Origin of the sequence: Rhodococcus sp. APC 3903 (assembly GCF_030407755.1) — a bacterium.
Classification (GTDB): domain Bacteria; phylum Actinomycetota; class Actinomycetes; order Mycobacteriales; family Mycobacteriaceae; genus Rhodococcus_F; species Rhodococcus_F erythropolis.
Window position 1 is genome coordinate 168,974 of sequence record NZ_JASDCV010000002.1, and the last position, 14,799, is coordinate 183,772.

Consider the following 14,799-nt stretch of genomic DNA (forward strand, 5'->3'; position numbering starts at 1 on the left):
TCTGATGCCGGAGGGTATGGTCGGATTGTGAACCAGGATCTGATCATTCGCCGCTACCTACCCTCGGATGAGGATGTGGTCGTCGACCTGTGGTCGCGCGCTGCCCGTGAAGCCCATCCGTTCCTTACGGGTGAGGGAACGGGCGAACGGGAGCAGAAGATGCGAGAGGTCTATCTGATTCAGGCCGACAATTGGGTGGCTGAGCACAACTCCGAAGTTGTTGGCCTGTTGGGAATGATCGGCTCCGAGATCGGGGGACTGTTCGTCGCGCCGGCGTCGCAAGGGTTGGGCGTCGGTTGGGCGTTGGTGGAACACGCCACAACCATGCACGGCGAGGTGACACTCGAGGTTTACACCCTCAACGATCGCGCCCGCAGGTTCTATGCGCTGATGGACTTCGAAGAAGAGGGGCGCCGACACGATGCCGAGACAAACCACGAATTGATCACCCTGCGTCGTACTGGTCGCGACTCGTCCCTCATTCAGGCCTGAGAAAGGCGATTCAGCCCAGCGCAGGGTGCCAGGAGTTCCACCACTCCACGATGGGAACCAGCCAGGGAGTCCAGATCTTCCAACTGTCACCGAGTCCGTACGGCGGTATCGGAATCATGACCATCGCCTCCTGAACGTCCCGCAGACAAACTCGTCCGTGAATCTGATGTATCCCAACGCACCTACGCTTGGGCCTGCTGGTCTGCCTGCAGGTGCTTGACCGGGCATCCCGTGGGGAAGGTGCCGAGGTCTTCGACCTTGTAACCGTTCGGGTAGCTGCGGATGTTGGGCAGCTCGCGGGCGAATTTCCGCTTCGTGCGCACCGGGAAGAAGCGCAGCAGACGCGCACGGACCTTCAGCGCACCGCGCGAGACGACGCGCATCGCGGTGCTCGGGTGCTTGTAGTGGAAGGCGTCGAGTAGGTGGTCGTCCATGAGGGCGAACGCGAATCCCTTGACCAGAGCCTTCGGCGCCAGGTTGTTGGGCGGGAAGGTGCACATCAGGTCGAGGGTGGAATCGGCGACGGCCCGCGCTCCGGAGTCGAATGAAAAGTGTTCGCGCTCATAGTCGTCGAGAAGTTTGACGAACCCCTCGTAGGTGTCAGGAGTGTCCTTGATGTTCATGTACCGACCCAGGTGGCGGTAATAGTTCGTCGACCCGACGATCTCGTTGTCGGTCATCTTCCGCCAGCCGTACTCGTCGAGCCATCTGACCGGCGTGACGACAAAGGTGGCCAGAACGTAGAGCATGTTGTCGTTGGAGATGTCGTAAGAACCGTGCATCTGATTCATTCGACGCACGCTCTTGCGGCCTTCCGTACTGCTGAGGCCGTGCTCGAGGATGGCATCGAGGATCAGGCTGGTGTCGTCGTAGCGCTTTTGAACCTTGTCGGTGAACTCGCCCGTCGAGAAGAGGAGCTTGCCGATGGAAGGGACCGCGTACGTGCGAAAAAGGGCGAAGCTGAGCGCCTGATTGATGTCCCAGGGAAACTCTTGCGCCGCGAGAATGCGCGACATCTCTTCGTAATCGGTTTCGGGATCGAGTCGATCCGTGCGACTGCGGAGGTCGTAGCGCTTCATCTGAACACTCCCTGGGACTGGTCTGCGCGCTGCAGAGGTAGGTGTGAGCTGCACCACCGACTGTAGTTCTGACAACACGCGTTGTCTAGGGGTGTGAATAGTCGACTTTCCATCGTTTCGGGCGTTGTACCAGGGGTATCCGGAAAGTGTTGTCGACCCGAGGAGCAGCTATGAGCGTCACACGCACGGCCGGGGTTTTTGCGGCCATCGGATTACCGATTGCCGCGAGCGTCATGTTCGCCGGAGTCGCCTCGGCTGATCCGCCCCACCCTTTCGGCGGCGCAGCCGTCACCATCGGGTGCCCGAATCAGGGGTCACTGGCCTCGTTGACCGGGCTCACCGGCCAGTCCGGACCAGAGTCCAATCCGCCCATCGCCAAGGGCGATATTCGCTTCGATTCGTTCCCGGCAGCCGCGCCCATTCCGGCGGCGGGTCAGGTGACCGTTGCGTGGGTCAACACCGACACGGGTAAGTCCGGAATCGTCGACCTGGTAGGGGCGTACCCGTATCTCTCTGCGACGGTGAACACCGGCGTCGGCAATGTCGTTGCGACGGCGTTCGGTTCGATCAATTGGGGCAGTAGTCCCATCTGCCAGTCGAATCCGACGATCGGCAGGTTTATAGCCTGATCTTCGGCCCCTGATCGTCACAGCCTGAACGGGCACAGGGTTGGCGGTATCGCGTGATTATCTGTCATCTCGGAGATACCGCCGTGTCCGTCCCATCCCATATTCTGAAACGTGTTAGTTGAAAGCATATTTCAGGGATGGAAAAGGTGGCGACGTGAACGGGTCGAGCGCGCGTCAGTTGATGAGCCAGATGCTCGTCGAAAAACGAAACAGTCTTGCGCCCGAAAAGGTCGGCATGCGCTGCGAGGGTGCTCGCCGCATGCACGGCCTCAGTCGGCGTGATGTCGCGCAGATAGCCGACATCAGTTTCAATCACTATCAGCGGCTGGAACAGGGTACGTCCGTTGGTGTTTCGGCTCCGGTCATCGTACGTATCTGCGACGCCTTGTTGATGGAAGACGACGAGAAGGCGCGCATGCTGGCGTTGCACCAGGCATGGGCGCGCCCTCGTCGACCGCTGGCTGGATCCCGAGTTGTCGGCCCTCAGGCCGCCGGTGAAATCTCCGGTAGGCAGCGGGCGAGTTCGTCCGGCGTGTAGAAGAAACTCCCGGCGCTCACCGGAGCGCACGGGGCAGCAAATGCTGTCTCACGCTCGTTGTAGAGCATTCGGACCAGCCGCTCACCGTCCGGTCCGGCGTAGACGTCCCACTGCACGTTGGCGGCCATCGGGCTGACATTCGCTCCGCGCCAGGGGTTGTTCGCGTAGGTGTAGAGATCACCCTCGGCCTGCGAGACGGTGCTTCCCGGCAGTTTCAGGAGCGCAGCGAAGGGGATGATCGTTTCTGCGTGTGCAAATCGGAAGTCCGCTCCCGGCACGGCGGCGTCGCCGGTGTGTTCCTGCAACCCGCGCAGGAACTCGTGGCGCAGGACGGTTGCCATCCGGTAGGTGACGTCTTCACCGGTGAAGCCAGGACCCTTGGCGTAGAAGTCCTCGGCGTCGTTCGTGTACGCGAGCCACTGAGCGTCGTCGGAGTCGATGAACCGCTCGAAATTCCACTTGCCTTCTTCGGCCATGCCCGGAGTGATGATGTACGTGTTGTACAGCATGTACGCGGCGTCGACCTCGTTGTCGATCGTGCTGGAACCCTTACCGCGGTCGACGAGTGAGAACTCGCCCGCACTCAGCCGGTTCACGAAGTCCTCCGAGTAGAGCCTGAGCATCATGTGCCGCGAGACCTCGCGGGTGCGGGGAAGATCGGCGATCTGGTCGTCGACGGCTTTCAGTCGAGGATCGGACTCTTCGTAGTCCTTGTAGTCGGCGTTTGCATCCGAGTCGTGGAAGTAGAGAAGGTCGGCATCCGTGGTCACCGGCGCAACATCGCCGGCGACGGCCGGAAACGCACCGGTCAGGCCCTGAGCGAAGTTCTCGGCGCTGTCCACGGCACGGTCGACGCCCGACGAAGTCAAAGTGATGGTGCCCTGTTGCGCTGCGATGGCGTCGAACAATTGCGGGAGGCGCTCGGTGACGCGCGCTCCGAGCTGCCGATGTTCGGCCACCCCGAGTCCGCTGAGGTTGCCGTACCCCAGCTTCTTGTTGGCGGCCATGAGATCACGAAGCGCCGGGCCGAATTCCTTGCCGACGGGATTCAATGCGTTCTCGGCTTCGGCGATTTCCCCCAGCTGTAGGCTCAGGTCGTCGTACTTCAGGCTCGACAGTGCTCTGGAGCCATGGCGCGCAACGCTTTCCGTGTACACCGGGATGTATCCGGTCGGCGGCGCCTGATAGTCGGCGATGCGCTGGCCGGGAGTGTAGGGCGTCTTGGAGGTGAAACCGCCGTTGCTGACGGTCGGTGTCTCTGTCGAACCGGAACTCGAACCGGCGTCGAGCGAACCGAACGGTGACGCCGTGGCGATGGACTGGACGCTGCTGGTGACAAGCACGAGTCCGACAGCGCCGGCAGCGGCCAGCACGCCGAAGCGTGAGCTTCGCATGGTGAGTTGATCCTCTCCGTCGGTGCCGAGGTGACACGACGGAAGGAAAGTTAGAACAGCTAAGCGTCCGAATTGCTCCTATTTGCCCATGTGCAGATGGACGCGGGGTTACAAGTTTCGGATCCGCCGAGCTCAGGAGGGTTTGGCGGCAATCCCGATCGACACGGAGAGCGACAACGCGATGAGGGTCATGGCCAGCCACTGGTAGCTCTTGGGCGTGGGCTGCTTCTTACGTCCGAACTTGCTCACTGATGTCTCCCGTTTGTCCGTGGGTACTCAGCACATATTACTGTTCCATTACCCCGATTGCGTGGTCGACCTAAAACTGTGCGCGATCAGACAGCAGGCGGACCGTGAAGTCCGCCCGCTGCCCTGTGATCAGGAGGTCGTGCGCAGCTCCCGTCGCAAGATCTTGCCCGTGACGGTCTTGGGCAGTTCCTCCACCAGCACCACGGAGCGTGGGTACTTGTACGCCGCCATCCGCTGCTTGCAGTGATCGATCAAGTCTTCCGGCGTCACCGAGGCCCCCGCGACGAGGCTGACAAACGCCTTCACCGTCTCACCGCGGTATTCGTCGGCGATCCCGACGACTGCCGCCTCACGGACTGCGGGGTGCTCGGCAAGAACGTCCTCGACCTCGCGTGGCCACACCTTGTAGCCGGACGCGATGATCATGTCCTTCTTACGGTCGACGACGTAGAACCAGCCGGCTTCGTCCATGAAACCGACGTCGCCGGTGTGGAACCACCCGTCGCGAATGGCCGACGCACTCTCCTCCGGCTTGTTCCAGTAACCGCGCACCACCTGTGGACCACGGACGACCAATTCGCCGATCTCTCCGATCGGCAGGACCGCACCGCCCTCGTCTTCGATGCGGACCACGGTGTTGGGTACCGGAACGCCAACGGACAGTGCCCCGGACGTGGGGTCGACGGGGGTATCTGCCCCGACGGGAACGGCGTGAGTGGGCGACGTGGTCTCGGTCAGCCCGTAGATGTTGTGCAGCGCAGCACCGGTCATGACGCGGACTGCCTCGGCGGCTGTCGGCGAGATGGGTGCGCCGCCGGAATACAGCAACCGCATGGAGGTGAAGTCTTCGGGCGCGCAACCCGGAGTGTTGAGCAGTGCGGTGAACGCAGTGATGGCGCCGACTGTGAATGTCGGGCGGTGCTCACGAATCGCGTCGAGCATCACCTCGGGCTGGAAGCGATAGGCAAGCACCAGCGGCATTCTCGCCAGGACGGACACCGCGATGTGACCGATCAACCCCGTGATGTGGAAGAGCGGCGCGACGCCGAGAACCGTGTCTTTCGGGGTGAGCCCCAGCCAGTCACGGTAGACCTGGGCGTTGAAGGTCATGTTCGCGTGAGAGGTCATCGCTCCCTTCGGCGGACCTGTGGTTCCCGACGTATAGGTCAGTACCGCAATGTCTTCCGGTGCAGCGTCGGTAGTGATCGGATCGCCGAGACGATGCTGGTCGATCAGCGTCGCGAGATCGTCGGTACCGAGATCCTTCTTCACGATTCCGTCGAAAACCCGTGGATCGTTGCGGCTTTGGTACTCGAGTTCCGAGGTGGTGATGACTCGCCTGACCGGCGAGTCGGAGACGACGTTGCGGCCGACGGACTCGTAGAGCCCCTCGAGAGCGATCAGAACCGCTGCTCCGGAATCTTCGAGTTGGTATCCCAGTTCTCGTTCACGGCTCATGGGATTGATCGAGACTGCGACGCCGCCGGCTTTCCAGATTCCGGCGAGGGCGAGCACGAATTGCGGAACGTTCTGCAGGAAGAGTGCGACACGGTCTCCCTTCGCCAGGCCACCTGCTCGTAGTGCGCGGGCCAGGGCGTCACTCTGCTGATCCAGTTCAGCGAAACTGAGTTGACCGTCGAAGTACTTCACAGCCGTGGCGTCCGGATCAGAGCGAACCGTCGCCGCCAACATTTCGAGCATTGTGGGCTGTTCGACGTCGATGTCGGGGGGAACGTCGTTGCGGTACAACGCCAACCAAGGGCGATCCTCGTATGTCATTTGATGGCAACCGGATTCACGGGAGAGCCGCTGGCCTTGGCAACCTTGAGCGGTGCGGCGACGTACAAGAACGTGTACTGGCCGTCGGACGCGCAGTCCGCGGCCAGCTTCTCCAGATCGCAGATCTCGGTGAACACCACACCGAGGTTGCGCATCAATGCGTTGTGGAGAACCAGTGCCACACCGTTTTCGGGGTCGGTGGTGACCTCGTTGGCAATGGTGTCGGTGACGAGGTTCGGAATCTCCATGTCCTGGAACCACTGGACGAGTTCGGGGCTGTAGATCAAGCCGGGCTCGCAGAAGCCCTCGTAGAAGGCTTCGCCCTGGTCGAAGAACAGCTTGAGGAAGTTGGTGCGGATGACGAGAATGTCACGCTTCTCGATGGTGACGCCCTGCGCTTCGGCACAGGCCAAAAGATCATGGTGCGTGAAGGTTTCGGCCTTGTCGAGGTTTTCCTTGCCGCGGAACTTCGCCATGTCGAGAAGTACTGCGCGTCCGACGACGCCGCGGTCGGCAATCGGTTCGACGCTGGCCTTCTCCAGGCCGCCGACAGTGGTATCAGCCGAGTATCCGTTCCACAGGGCGCCGTCGTACCAGACGTGGCCGAGTGCGTCGTACTGCGTCGAGCCCTGCAGGAACGCGTCGATCTTGTCGTCCGCGTAATGCAGGCCACCGGGGAAGTTGGGGGCGTCGTCGCCGTCCCAGCTGCTCTCGTCGAAGATCTGTGTGCGCTCGGCGGGGCTCCGTCCCGGCCAGACCGGATCACCCTTGGGATCGCCGATAAGACGTTGGAGTGTGAACACGGAACCCTGCTTGATGGTTCCGACGCCACGAAGCACCTGTCCGGCGTCGAGGTAGTTCAGTGAACCGACCTCGTCGGACTCTCCCCACTTGCCCCAGTTGCTGGGTGCGTCGCGCAGGAGTTCTCCAAGATATGGCGCCTCGGTCATGGTGATTCGATCCTCTCGCTACCGACACCGAACGATCGCTCGGGCGGACCTGGGTCTTTGTGATCCACATCATGTTCAGGCCGATAACTAGTAGTCAACACGTTCATAGATTTCCGTGGTCATCGCATTGTTGGAAATCCTATGTTCGGCAATACTGAACACTGTGACCGAATTTGAGAATGCTGTCCTGATCGGGGCGTCGATCCGGCAAGCGCGGCGTCACAGCGGGCTCTCGCTGCGTGAATTGGCCAGGCGTCTCGATGTCAGCCCGGCGACGCTCAGCGCTGTCGAGACCGGAAAGACCAGAGTCAGCGTCGACCGGTTGGCGGCAATCGGCGGGATTCTCGGAGTGCGTTTCGACGCTCTGCTCCCGGCTGCGATAGTGCGTCCGCCGGAACAGCCGCGATGGGGAGGCGACGACGCCGACCCGGACGCACATTTTCGCCCGAACGAGTGGCGAAGGTTCGGTCCGAGTTCGTTCGATCCGGTGTTGGCTGCCGCGCTCGCGGAGATGGTGAAGACCGGATATCACGGCGCTGCGATGCGTGAGATCGCCAAACGTGCGCAGATGAGTGTTCCGGGTCTGTATCACCACTATTCCAGTAAGCAACAGATGTTGGCCAAAATTCTCGACCTCACCATGGCTGAACTCAACACGAGATCGTTGGCGGCTATCGAAGAGGGCGAAAGTCCCGACGAAAGATTGGCTTTCCTTGTCGAATGTGTGACCTTGTTCCATATCTATCGGCGTGATCAAGGATTTCTCGGCGCCAGTGAAATGCGCAGTCTCACAGCCGAGAACAGGTTGCGCATCACGGAATCACGCAACTACCAGCAGTGGTTGATGACGAAGCAGGTGGACGACGGAATCGCCGCCGGTGTGTTCGAGACGGATCGGCCGCGACAGGCCGCGCGTGCGATTGTCGTGATGTGTGTCTCTGTCGCGCAATGGTATCGGCCGAGTGGGCCGCAAACGCCCGAGGAAATTGCACGTGACTACGTGCGTTTTGCGCTCGATCTGGTGCGCCTTCAACGACCGTGACGGACGTCATCCGGCTCGGGTGATGCGCCTGCGGGCAAACGGGTCCATGCTTGGAAGGTATCCGTACCGCGACTCGAGTAAGGAACGAAACCCAATGTCTTCCAATCTGTCTCACAAGGCCTACATGATCGGTGCCGGCATCGGAAACCTCTCGGCTGCCGTCTATCTGATTCGAGACGGTGAGTGGAACGGTGAGGACATCACCATCATGGGCCTGGACATGCACGGAGCGAACGACGGCGAATCCGCCGCTACGTTTCAGCACCAGTACGGCCATCGCGAACTCGGTAACGACGCGGGTTTCATCAACCGCGGCGGCCGCATGCTCAACGAGGAAACCTACGAGAACCTCTGGGACATATTGAGTGCGGTTCCGTCGCTGGACAACCCGGGAAAGTCGGTGACGGATGACATTCTCGACTTCGACCACGCGCACCCCACGCATGACGTCGCACGGTTGATCGACCGAGACGGTATTCGCAACAAGGGCGAGAACGATTACAAGCACATGCAATTCGACAACAAGGACCGGTACTTGTTGACGAAGCTGATGACGATGCCGGAGTCGGACGAGGCAAAACTCGACGACATCAGCATCGAGCAGTGGTTCGAGGACACTCCGCACTTCTTCACCACCAACTTCTGGTACATGTGGGAGACCACTTTCGCTTTCAAGCGGGTGAGTTCGGCGATGGAGCTTCGCCGGTACATGAACCGAATGATTCTCGAGTTCAGCCGCATTCAGACGCTTGCGGGTGTCACCAGGTCCCCGTACAACCAGTACGAGAGCATCATCTTGCCGATGCGGACCTTCCTCGAAGGTAAGGGCGTGAAGTTCGTCAACGAACTGAAGATCACGGAGTTCGTGTTCAAGGACACCCCGCTTCGAGACGAGATCATCGTGACGGGACTCGATTACGAGAACGTCCGCACCGGCGAGAAGGGCCGAATCGACGTGGCGGAAGGCGATTTCGTCTTCGACACCAACGGCAGCATCACCGACAGTTCGTCGATCGGCGATCTCGACACCCCGATCGTCGAAGACATGAGATACGCACCGAGTGCGCTGCTGTGGAAGCAGGCCACCGAGCATTTCTACGATCTCGGGAATCCCGACAAGTTCTTCGGGGACCGGGCGCAGAGTGAGTGGACCAGCTTCACCGTCACCACTTCGTCACACGAGCTCATCAACGAGATTTCCCGAATCACCAAGCAGCTCCCCGGAAATGCACTCAACACGTTCGTGGACTCGAACGTGCTTCTGTCGATCGTGGTTCACCATCAGCCGCACTACCACGCGCAGAAGGAGAACGAAGGAGTCTTCTGGGGTTACTGTCTGTTCCCGCGCAAGGACGGCGACTACGTGAAGAAGCCGTTCATCGAGATGACCGGGCGCGAAATGCTGGAAGAGACTCTCGGGCATCTCGAGGCGCTCGACGAGAGCGGTGCGCTCGCCGCGCGCCGACAAGAGATCACCGGCAGCGTCGTGAATTCGATTCCCAGCCACATGCCTTACGCCAGTGCGCTGTTCAATCGGCGAGCCGTTGGCGACCGGCCGTTGGTGGTGCCGAAGCACTCCAAGAACCTGGCGTTCATCAGTCAGTTCGCGGAGTTGCCGTTCGACATGGTGTTCACCGAGCAGTACTCGGTGCGCTGCGCTCAGGTAGCCGTCTACAAGTTCCTGGGGATTCCGGAAGACAAGCTCACCAAGATGCATCACTACGAGAAGGATCCGAAGGTCCTCGCCAAGGCCGCAGTGACGATGTTCCGCTGAGGGGTGCTCAGCGACCGTGCCGCTTCTCGTAGTCCTCGCGAGTGCGATCGGCACGGCGCTGGGCCTTCTCGTCGAGCAGTTCGGGATCGAGTCCGTGGCTCAGCAGGCGGTGACGGCGGTAGATGGTCCCGAGCGCCACGACGAAGTACGCGAGCGGGATGAGCAGCAAAGCCATCATGGCCAAGGGAATCCAGATCGGTCCCGGAATCAACAGGAACAGCAGAAGAATCAGCGTCGCCGGCACGGTGAAACGAATGATGTAGCGAGCCTGCGCACCCGGTCCGACCAGATCGTTCCGCACCCAGTCCTGGTACCGGTCGGGGAGCGTCTTCCCCAGGAGGTATCCGCAGTACTGGGGGAAGTTCGGGCGAGTCTGTTCGGCCATGGCCTCCAGGATAGTGCCTGGTACTGCCGCTTACGCCGGTGCCTTGAACGTGCGTCGGTAGGCGCTCGGTGAAACGCCGAGCGCCTCGTTCATGTGTTGACGCATCGATGTCGCAGTCCCGAAGCCGGTTCGAGCTGCAATTGCATCGATCGACAGATCGGATTCCTCCAGCAATTCACGTGCCCGATCGACGCGTCTGCTGGTCAACCAGCGGTTCGGTGTGGTTCCGACTTCGTCGCGGAATCGACGGCTGAAGGTGCGGACGCTCATGTTTGCACGCGTCGCCAGGTCTGCCAGCGTGATCGGATCGCCGAGATGTTCGAGGGCCCAGTGCCGAGCGTCGGCAGTCGATTCCGAAGGCTTGTCGGCCAGTGGGCGGCGGATGTACTGCGCTTGGCCACCGTCGCGCCACGGCGGTACGACGCAACGCCTCGCGACGGTGTTCGCCACTTCCATGCCGTGGTCGCGCCTGACGATGTGCAGACAGAGATCGACGCCTGACGCCACTCCGGCCGAGGTCAGGATGTGGCCTTCGTCGACGAACAGCACGTCGGGATCCACGTTCACCTTGGGATAGACACGCTGGAAATGGTCGGTGTTGCGCCAATGCGTCGTAGCACGGAGTCCGTCGAGCAAACCGGCCGCGGCGAGGATGTACGAACCGGTGCAGATCGAGACCAGCCGGGTCCCCGGGCGGATGTGTTCGAATGCTGCGGCCAATTCGGGGGAGAGATAACCCTCGTCGAAGGCCGGGCCCAATTCGTACGACGCCGGGATGACGACGGTGTCGGCGGTGGCGAGCAACTCGCTCCCATGGTCGACCGAAATGCTGAAGTCAGCGTCGGTCCGCACGGGATTGCCGTCGATTGTGCACGTCAGGATCTCGTACAGCGGCCGATCCTCGACGTCGATGGCACGCCCGAAGATACGCGCGGGGATCCCGAGTTCGAAGGGAATGACTCCGTTCAGAGCCAGTACGACGACGCGATGCGGACCAGACATGGCTCGATCCTTTCATATATTGGCAATCTGGCCACTGTTCTCGATCGAATCCGAACTGCAGAATTCTCTCTGTGACTTCTGAGACCGCTCTCCCCGAATCGGGCCCGCAGCAGGTGAGACCCCCGCGCTTTCACCGCGCGTGGTCCGTCGCGATCGTGGCATTCCTGGCATTGGTCGGTGCGGCGAGCTTCCGCGCTGCCCCATCGGTGCTGATCGATCCGCTGCACGAGGATTTCGGGTGGTCGCGCGCCAGCATCTCGGCCGCCGTCTCGGTCAACCTGATCCTGTACGGGCTGACCTCGCCGTTCGCCGCTGCCCTGATGGAAAGGTTCGGTATCCGGGCGGTCGTCACTTCGGCGTTGGCGCTCATCTCGCTCGGCAGTGGTCTCACGATCTTCATGACCTCGAGTTGGCAGCTCATTCTGCTGTGGGGTGTCTTCGTCGGCCTCGGTACGGGTTCGATGGCGCTGGCGTTTGTCGCCACCGTCGTCGATCGCTGGTTCGTCGAAAAGCGTGGTCTCGTGACCGGCATCCTGACGGCCGGTGGTGCTGCCGGTCAGCTGGTGTTCCTGCCCGTCCTGGCGAAGCTCGCGGAAACGTACGACTGGAAGAGCGTCGCCTTCACAGTTTCGTTTGCCGCACTGGCCGTCGTGCCGTTCGTTCTGCTGTTCCTGCGTAACTATCCGTCAGACGTGGGAACGACGCCGTACGGCGCGCCCGCCGATTACGCCCCACCCGCCAAGCCTGTCTACCAGCGCGGCGGCGCCGGAGGCCGGGCGATCTCGGTGCTGGTGATGGCGTCGAAGACCAAGGTGTTCTGGCTTCTCGCCGGTACCTTCGCGATTTGCGGCGCGAGCACCAACGGCCTGATCGGAACGCACTTCGTCCCGGCGTCGCACGATCACGGAATGCCGATCACGACGGCCGCGTCCCTGTTGGCGTTGATCGGAATCCTCGACATGGTCGGCACCATTGCTTCGGGTTGGTTCACCGACCGGATGGACTCGCGAAAACTTCTCGGCATCTACTACCTCTTCCGCGGAATCTCGCTGCTCTTCCTGCCGCTGCTGCTCGCCAACACCGTGAATCCGCCGATGATCGCGTTTGTCATCTTCTACGGGCTCGATTGGGTGGCGACGGTTCCGCCGACCGTCGCGCTGTGCCGTCAGCACTTCGGCGCCGACGCCCCCATCGTGTTCGGTTGGGTGCTGGCATCTCATCAGATCGGCGCGGGTCTGGTGGCCTTCTTGGCCGGCCTCGTTCGTGATCAGATCGGCTCGTACGACGCTGCATTCTTGGTGGCCGGCGCGCTCTGCGCGATCGCTGCAGTCATGTCGTTGTTGATCGCAAAACGTCCGAAAGAGGCAGTATTGGTTGACTCTGTCTGATTCGGCACTGTGATCGGTACCACCGACGGGGTAAGTTGTGTGTAACTCCAAGAACTACTCACCAGTAGGGGTACTGAAATGCCTGCTCCGTCCGCTGCGACCTTCTCGCGGCTCGCCGATCTGATCGCCATCGACAATGTTGCCGATCGCCCGACGAAGTCCATCACCGAGGTGTTCACCGGCAAGGAGCTGGCGACCATCCCCGTTGGCACCGCCGACGACGCACTTGCGGCCATCGCCCGTGCCCGCGTCGCCCAGAAGGAATGGGCCAAGCGCTCCGTCCTCGACCGCGCCGCCGTCTTCCACCGCTACCGCGACCTCATCCTCGAGAACCGCGACGCCCTCATGGACATGGCTCAGGCCGAGACCGGAAAGTCGCGTACCGCAGCTCAGGAAGAAGTCCTCGACATCTCGATGACGTCGCGTCACTACGCACGTGTGGCTCCGAAGCTGCTGCGTCCGCGTCGCGTCTCCGGCATGCTTCCGGGTCTGACGAAGACCGTCGTCCGCTACCAGCCGAAGGGTGTCGTCGGCGTCATCTCGCCGTGGAACTACCCGATGACGCTGGCCGTGTCCGACGCCATCGCCGCGCTGCTCGCGGGCAATGCCGTTGTCCTCAAGCCGGACAGCCAGACGCCGTACTGCGCGCTCGCCTGCGTCGAACTGCTCTACAAGGCGGGACTGCCCCGCGACCTCTTCGCCGTGGTTCCCGGACCGGGCTCCGTCGTGGGCACCGCGTTGGTCGAGAACACCGACTACCTCATGTTCACCGGTTCCACCGCGACCGGTCAGCTCCTCGCCGAGCAGGCCGGCCGTCGACTGATCGGCTTCTCCGCCGAACTCGGTGGCAAGAACCCGATGATCGTCGCGGCCGGCGCAGACCTGCGCGAGGTCACCGACGCCGCTGTGCGTGCGTGCTTCTCCAACTCCGGTCAGCTGTGCATCTCCATCGAGCGCATCTACGTCGAAGAGTCCATCGCACCCGAGTTCATCCGTATGTTCGGTGACCGCGTCAAGAAGATGAACCTCGCCGCTGGTTACGAATTCGGAATCGAGATGGGCAGCCTCGTCTCCGAGGCCCAGGTCAAGGCAATCTCCGCGCATGTCGACGACGCAGTGGTCAAGGGCGCCACCGTCATTGCCGGCGGCAAGGCCCGCCCGGACATCGGACCGCTGTTCTACGAGCCCACGCTGCTCACCGGGGTTCCCGAAGACGCCGAGTGCTACCGCGACGAGACCTTCGGGCCGCTCGTCTCGATCTACCCCGTCAAGGACGTCGAAGAGGCCATCGCTGCGGCCAACGACACCGAGTACGGCCTCAACGCCAGTGTGTGGGCGGGAAGCAAGGCTGCCGGCGAAGCCATCGCAGCGCGCATCCACGCCGGCACCGTCAACGTCGACGAGGGTTACGCACCCACCTGGGGCAGTACCGCAGCACCGATGGGCGGCATGGGTGTCTCGGGCGTCGGTCGTCGTCACGGCGCCGAGGGGCTGATCAAGTACACCGAGCCGCAGACCGTTGCCACCACCCGCGTCATGAATCTCGGTGGACCGCGCGGACTTCCGGCCAAGGTGTGGGCAAAGCTCATGCCTCACGCCATCAAGATCATGTCCTGGGTTCCGGGCCGGTAACGGGTGGAAACCGCCAGCGCGTACATCGAGGCAACTCCGGTATCGGTGTGGAAGGTTGTCAGCGACATCGAAGGTATGGGTCGCTTCAGCCCTGAAAACACCGGTGGAACATGGACTTCCGGAACTCCGGGCACTGTGGGTGCAAAGTTCAAGGGCACCAACAAGCACGGCCTGATTCGGTGGAGCACGCACTGCACGGTGGTCGACGTGGTCGACTGCCGGAAGTTCTCCTTCGAATCGGACGAGCCGAAGGCTCGGTGGACGTACGTGCTCGAGCCTTCGGGAACGGGCACCGTGCTTACCGAGACTCGTGAGATCTATGCGACGCCTGCGCTTTACGTCCGCATGATGTCGGGTAGCGGCCTACTCGGTCGGGGTCGAGATCAGCTGATGCAGACCGGAATGGAAACCACTCTGGCGCGCATCAAGGCGTTTCTGGAGAGCTAGAAACATACACAAGTGGGGC

The 14,799-nt window shown here is 61.8% G+C and carries 14 protein-coding genes; 8 read left to right on the top strand and 6 right to left on the bottom strand.

Annotated features, from left to right (window positions below):
• Positions 1–27 precede the first annotated feature (27 nt).
• Positions 28–492, top strand: coding sequence for a GNAT family N-acetyltransferase (locus tag QMA15_RS03240; protein ID WP_290283665.1), 465 nt, complete (start codon positions 28–30; stop codon positions 490–492).
• Between the two features lie 182 nt (positions 493–674).
• On the opposite strand, the gene QMA15_RS03245 is transcribed toward QMA15_RS03240, so the two are convergent.
• The gene (locus QMA15_RS03245) at positions 675–1,571 is read right to left on the bottom strand and encodes an oxygenase MpaB family protein (RefSeq protein WP_141488024.1); all 897 of its coding nucleotides are present in this window, start codon (positions 1,569–1,571) and stop codon (positions 675–677) included.
• Between the two features lie 170 nt (positions 1,572–1,741).
• Between QMA15_RS03245 and QMA15_RS03250 the strand changes: the two genes are divergently transcribed.
• Entirely contained in the window at positions 1,742–2,200 is a 459-nt protein-coding gene (locus QMA15_RS03250) for a hypothetical protein (RefSeq protein ID WP_019746277.1), read from the top strand.
• Between the two features lie 154 nt (positions 2,201–2,354).
• Entirely contained in the window at positions 2,355–2,738 is a 384-nt protein-coding gene (locus QMA15_RS03255; RefSeq protein ID WP_141488023.1) for a helix-turn-helix transcriptional regulator, read from the top strand.
• Here QMA15_RS03255 and QMA15_RS03260 read toward each other — a convergent pair.
• The 3 genes from QMA15_RS03260 to QMA15_RS03270 all read right to left on the bottom strand — a co-directional run bounded on the left by QMA15_RS03260 (position 2,684) and on the right by QMA15_RS03270 (position 7,110).
• Positions 2,684–4,132 carry a histidine-type phosphatase gene (locus QMA15_RS03260; RefSeq protein ID WP_290283666.1) on the bottom strand — a complete coding sequence of 483 codons (1,449 nt, stop codon included), beginning with the start codon at positions 4,130–4,132 and terminating at the stop codon, positions 2,684–2,686. The genes QMA15_RS03255 and QMA15_RS03260 overlap by 55 nt on opposite strands.
• 378 nt (positions 4,133–4,510) lie before the next feature.
• Positions 4,511–6,160, bottom strand: a complete 1,650-nt coding sequence (locus QMA15_RS03265) for a long-chain fatty acid--CoA ligase (protein ID WP_290283668.1) — start codon at positions 6,158–6,160, stop codon at positions 4,511–4,513.
• A complete protein-coding gene (locus QMA15_RS03270) occupies positions 6,157–7,110 on the bottom strand; it encodes a cyclase family protein (protein ID WP_003943547.1) in 954 nt (317 codons plus the stop codon). Before QMA15_RS03270 ends, QMA15_RS03265 begins: the two co-directional genes overlap by 4 nt.
• A gap of 115 nt (positions 7,111–7,225) precedes the next feature.
• On the opposite strand from QMA15_RS03270, the gene QMA15_RS03275 reads away from it, so the two are divergent.
• Both QMA15_RS03275 and QMA15_RS03280 read left to right on the top strand, forming a co-directional pair.
• Positions 7,226–8,152: a TetR family transcriptional regulator gene (locus QMA15_RS03275; RefSeq protein ID WP_182262763.1), complete on the top strand. Its 927-nt coding sequence runs from the start codon at positions 7,226–7,228 to the stop codon at positions 8,150–8,152.
• Positions 8,153–8,198: 46 nt separating this feature from the next.
• Positions 8,199–9,926, top strand: coding sequence for an oleate hydratase (locus QMA15_RS03280; RefSeq protein ID WP_080945601.1), 1,728 nt, complete (start codon positions 8,199–8,201; stop codon positions 9,924–9,926).
• A 7-nt stretch (positions 9,927–9,933) separates the two neighbouring features.
• Here the strand turns inward: QMA15_RS03280 and QMA15_RS03285 are convergent, their stop codons facing one another.
• Both QMA15_RS03285 and QMA15_RS03290 read right to left on the bottom strand, forming a co-directional pair.
• Positions 9,934–10,311 carry a DUF5313 family protein gene (locus QMA15_RS03285; RefSeq protein ID WP_003943558.1) on the bottom strand — a complete coding sequence of 126 codons (378 nt, stop codon included), beginning with the start codon at positions 10,309–10,311 and terminating at the stop codon, positions 9,934–9,936.
• A 30-nt stretch (positions 10,312–10,341) separates the two neighbouring features.
• Positions 10,342–11,313 (bottom strand): helix-turn-helix domain-containing protein, encoded by a 972-nt coding sequence (locus QMA15_RS03290; protein ID WP_019746284.1) that lies wholly within the window; start codon positions 11,311–11,313, stop codon positions 10,342–10,344.
• Positions 11,314–11,384: 71 nt separating this feature from the next.
• Between QMA15_RS03290 and QMA15_RS03295 the strand changes: the two genes are divergently transcribed.
• The 3 genes from QMA15_RS03295 to QMA15_RS03305 all read left to right on the top strand — a co-directional run bounded on the left by QMA15_RS03295 (position 11,385) and on the right by QMA15_RS03305 (position 14,780).
• Positions 11,385–12,701: an MFS transporter gene (locus QMA15_RS03295; RefSeq protein ID WP_070384749.1), complete on the top strand. Its 1,317-nt coding sequence runs from the start codon at positions 11,385–11,387 to the stop codon at positions 12,699–12,701.
• A gap of 78 nt (positions 12,702–12,779) precedes the next feature.
• Positions 12,780–14,333 (top strand): succinic semialdehyde dehydrogenase, encoded by a 1,554-nt coding sequence (locus tag QMA15_RS03300; RefSeq protein ID WP_003943578.1) that lies wholly within the window; start codon positions 12,780–12,782, stop codon positions 14,331–14,333.
• A gap of 3 nt (positions 14,334–14,336) precedes the next feature.
• A complete protein-coding gene (locus tag QMA15_RS03305; RefSeq protein WP_019746286.1) occupies positions 14,337–14,780 on the top strand; it encodes an SRPBCC family protein in 444 nt (147 codons plus the stop codon).
• Positions 14,781–14,799: the final 19 nt, after the last annotated feature.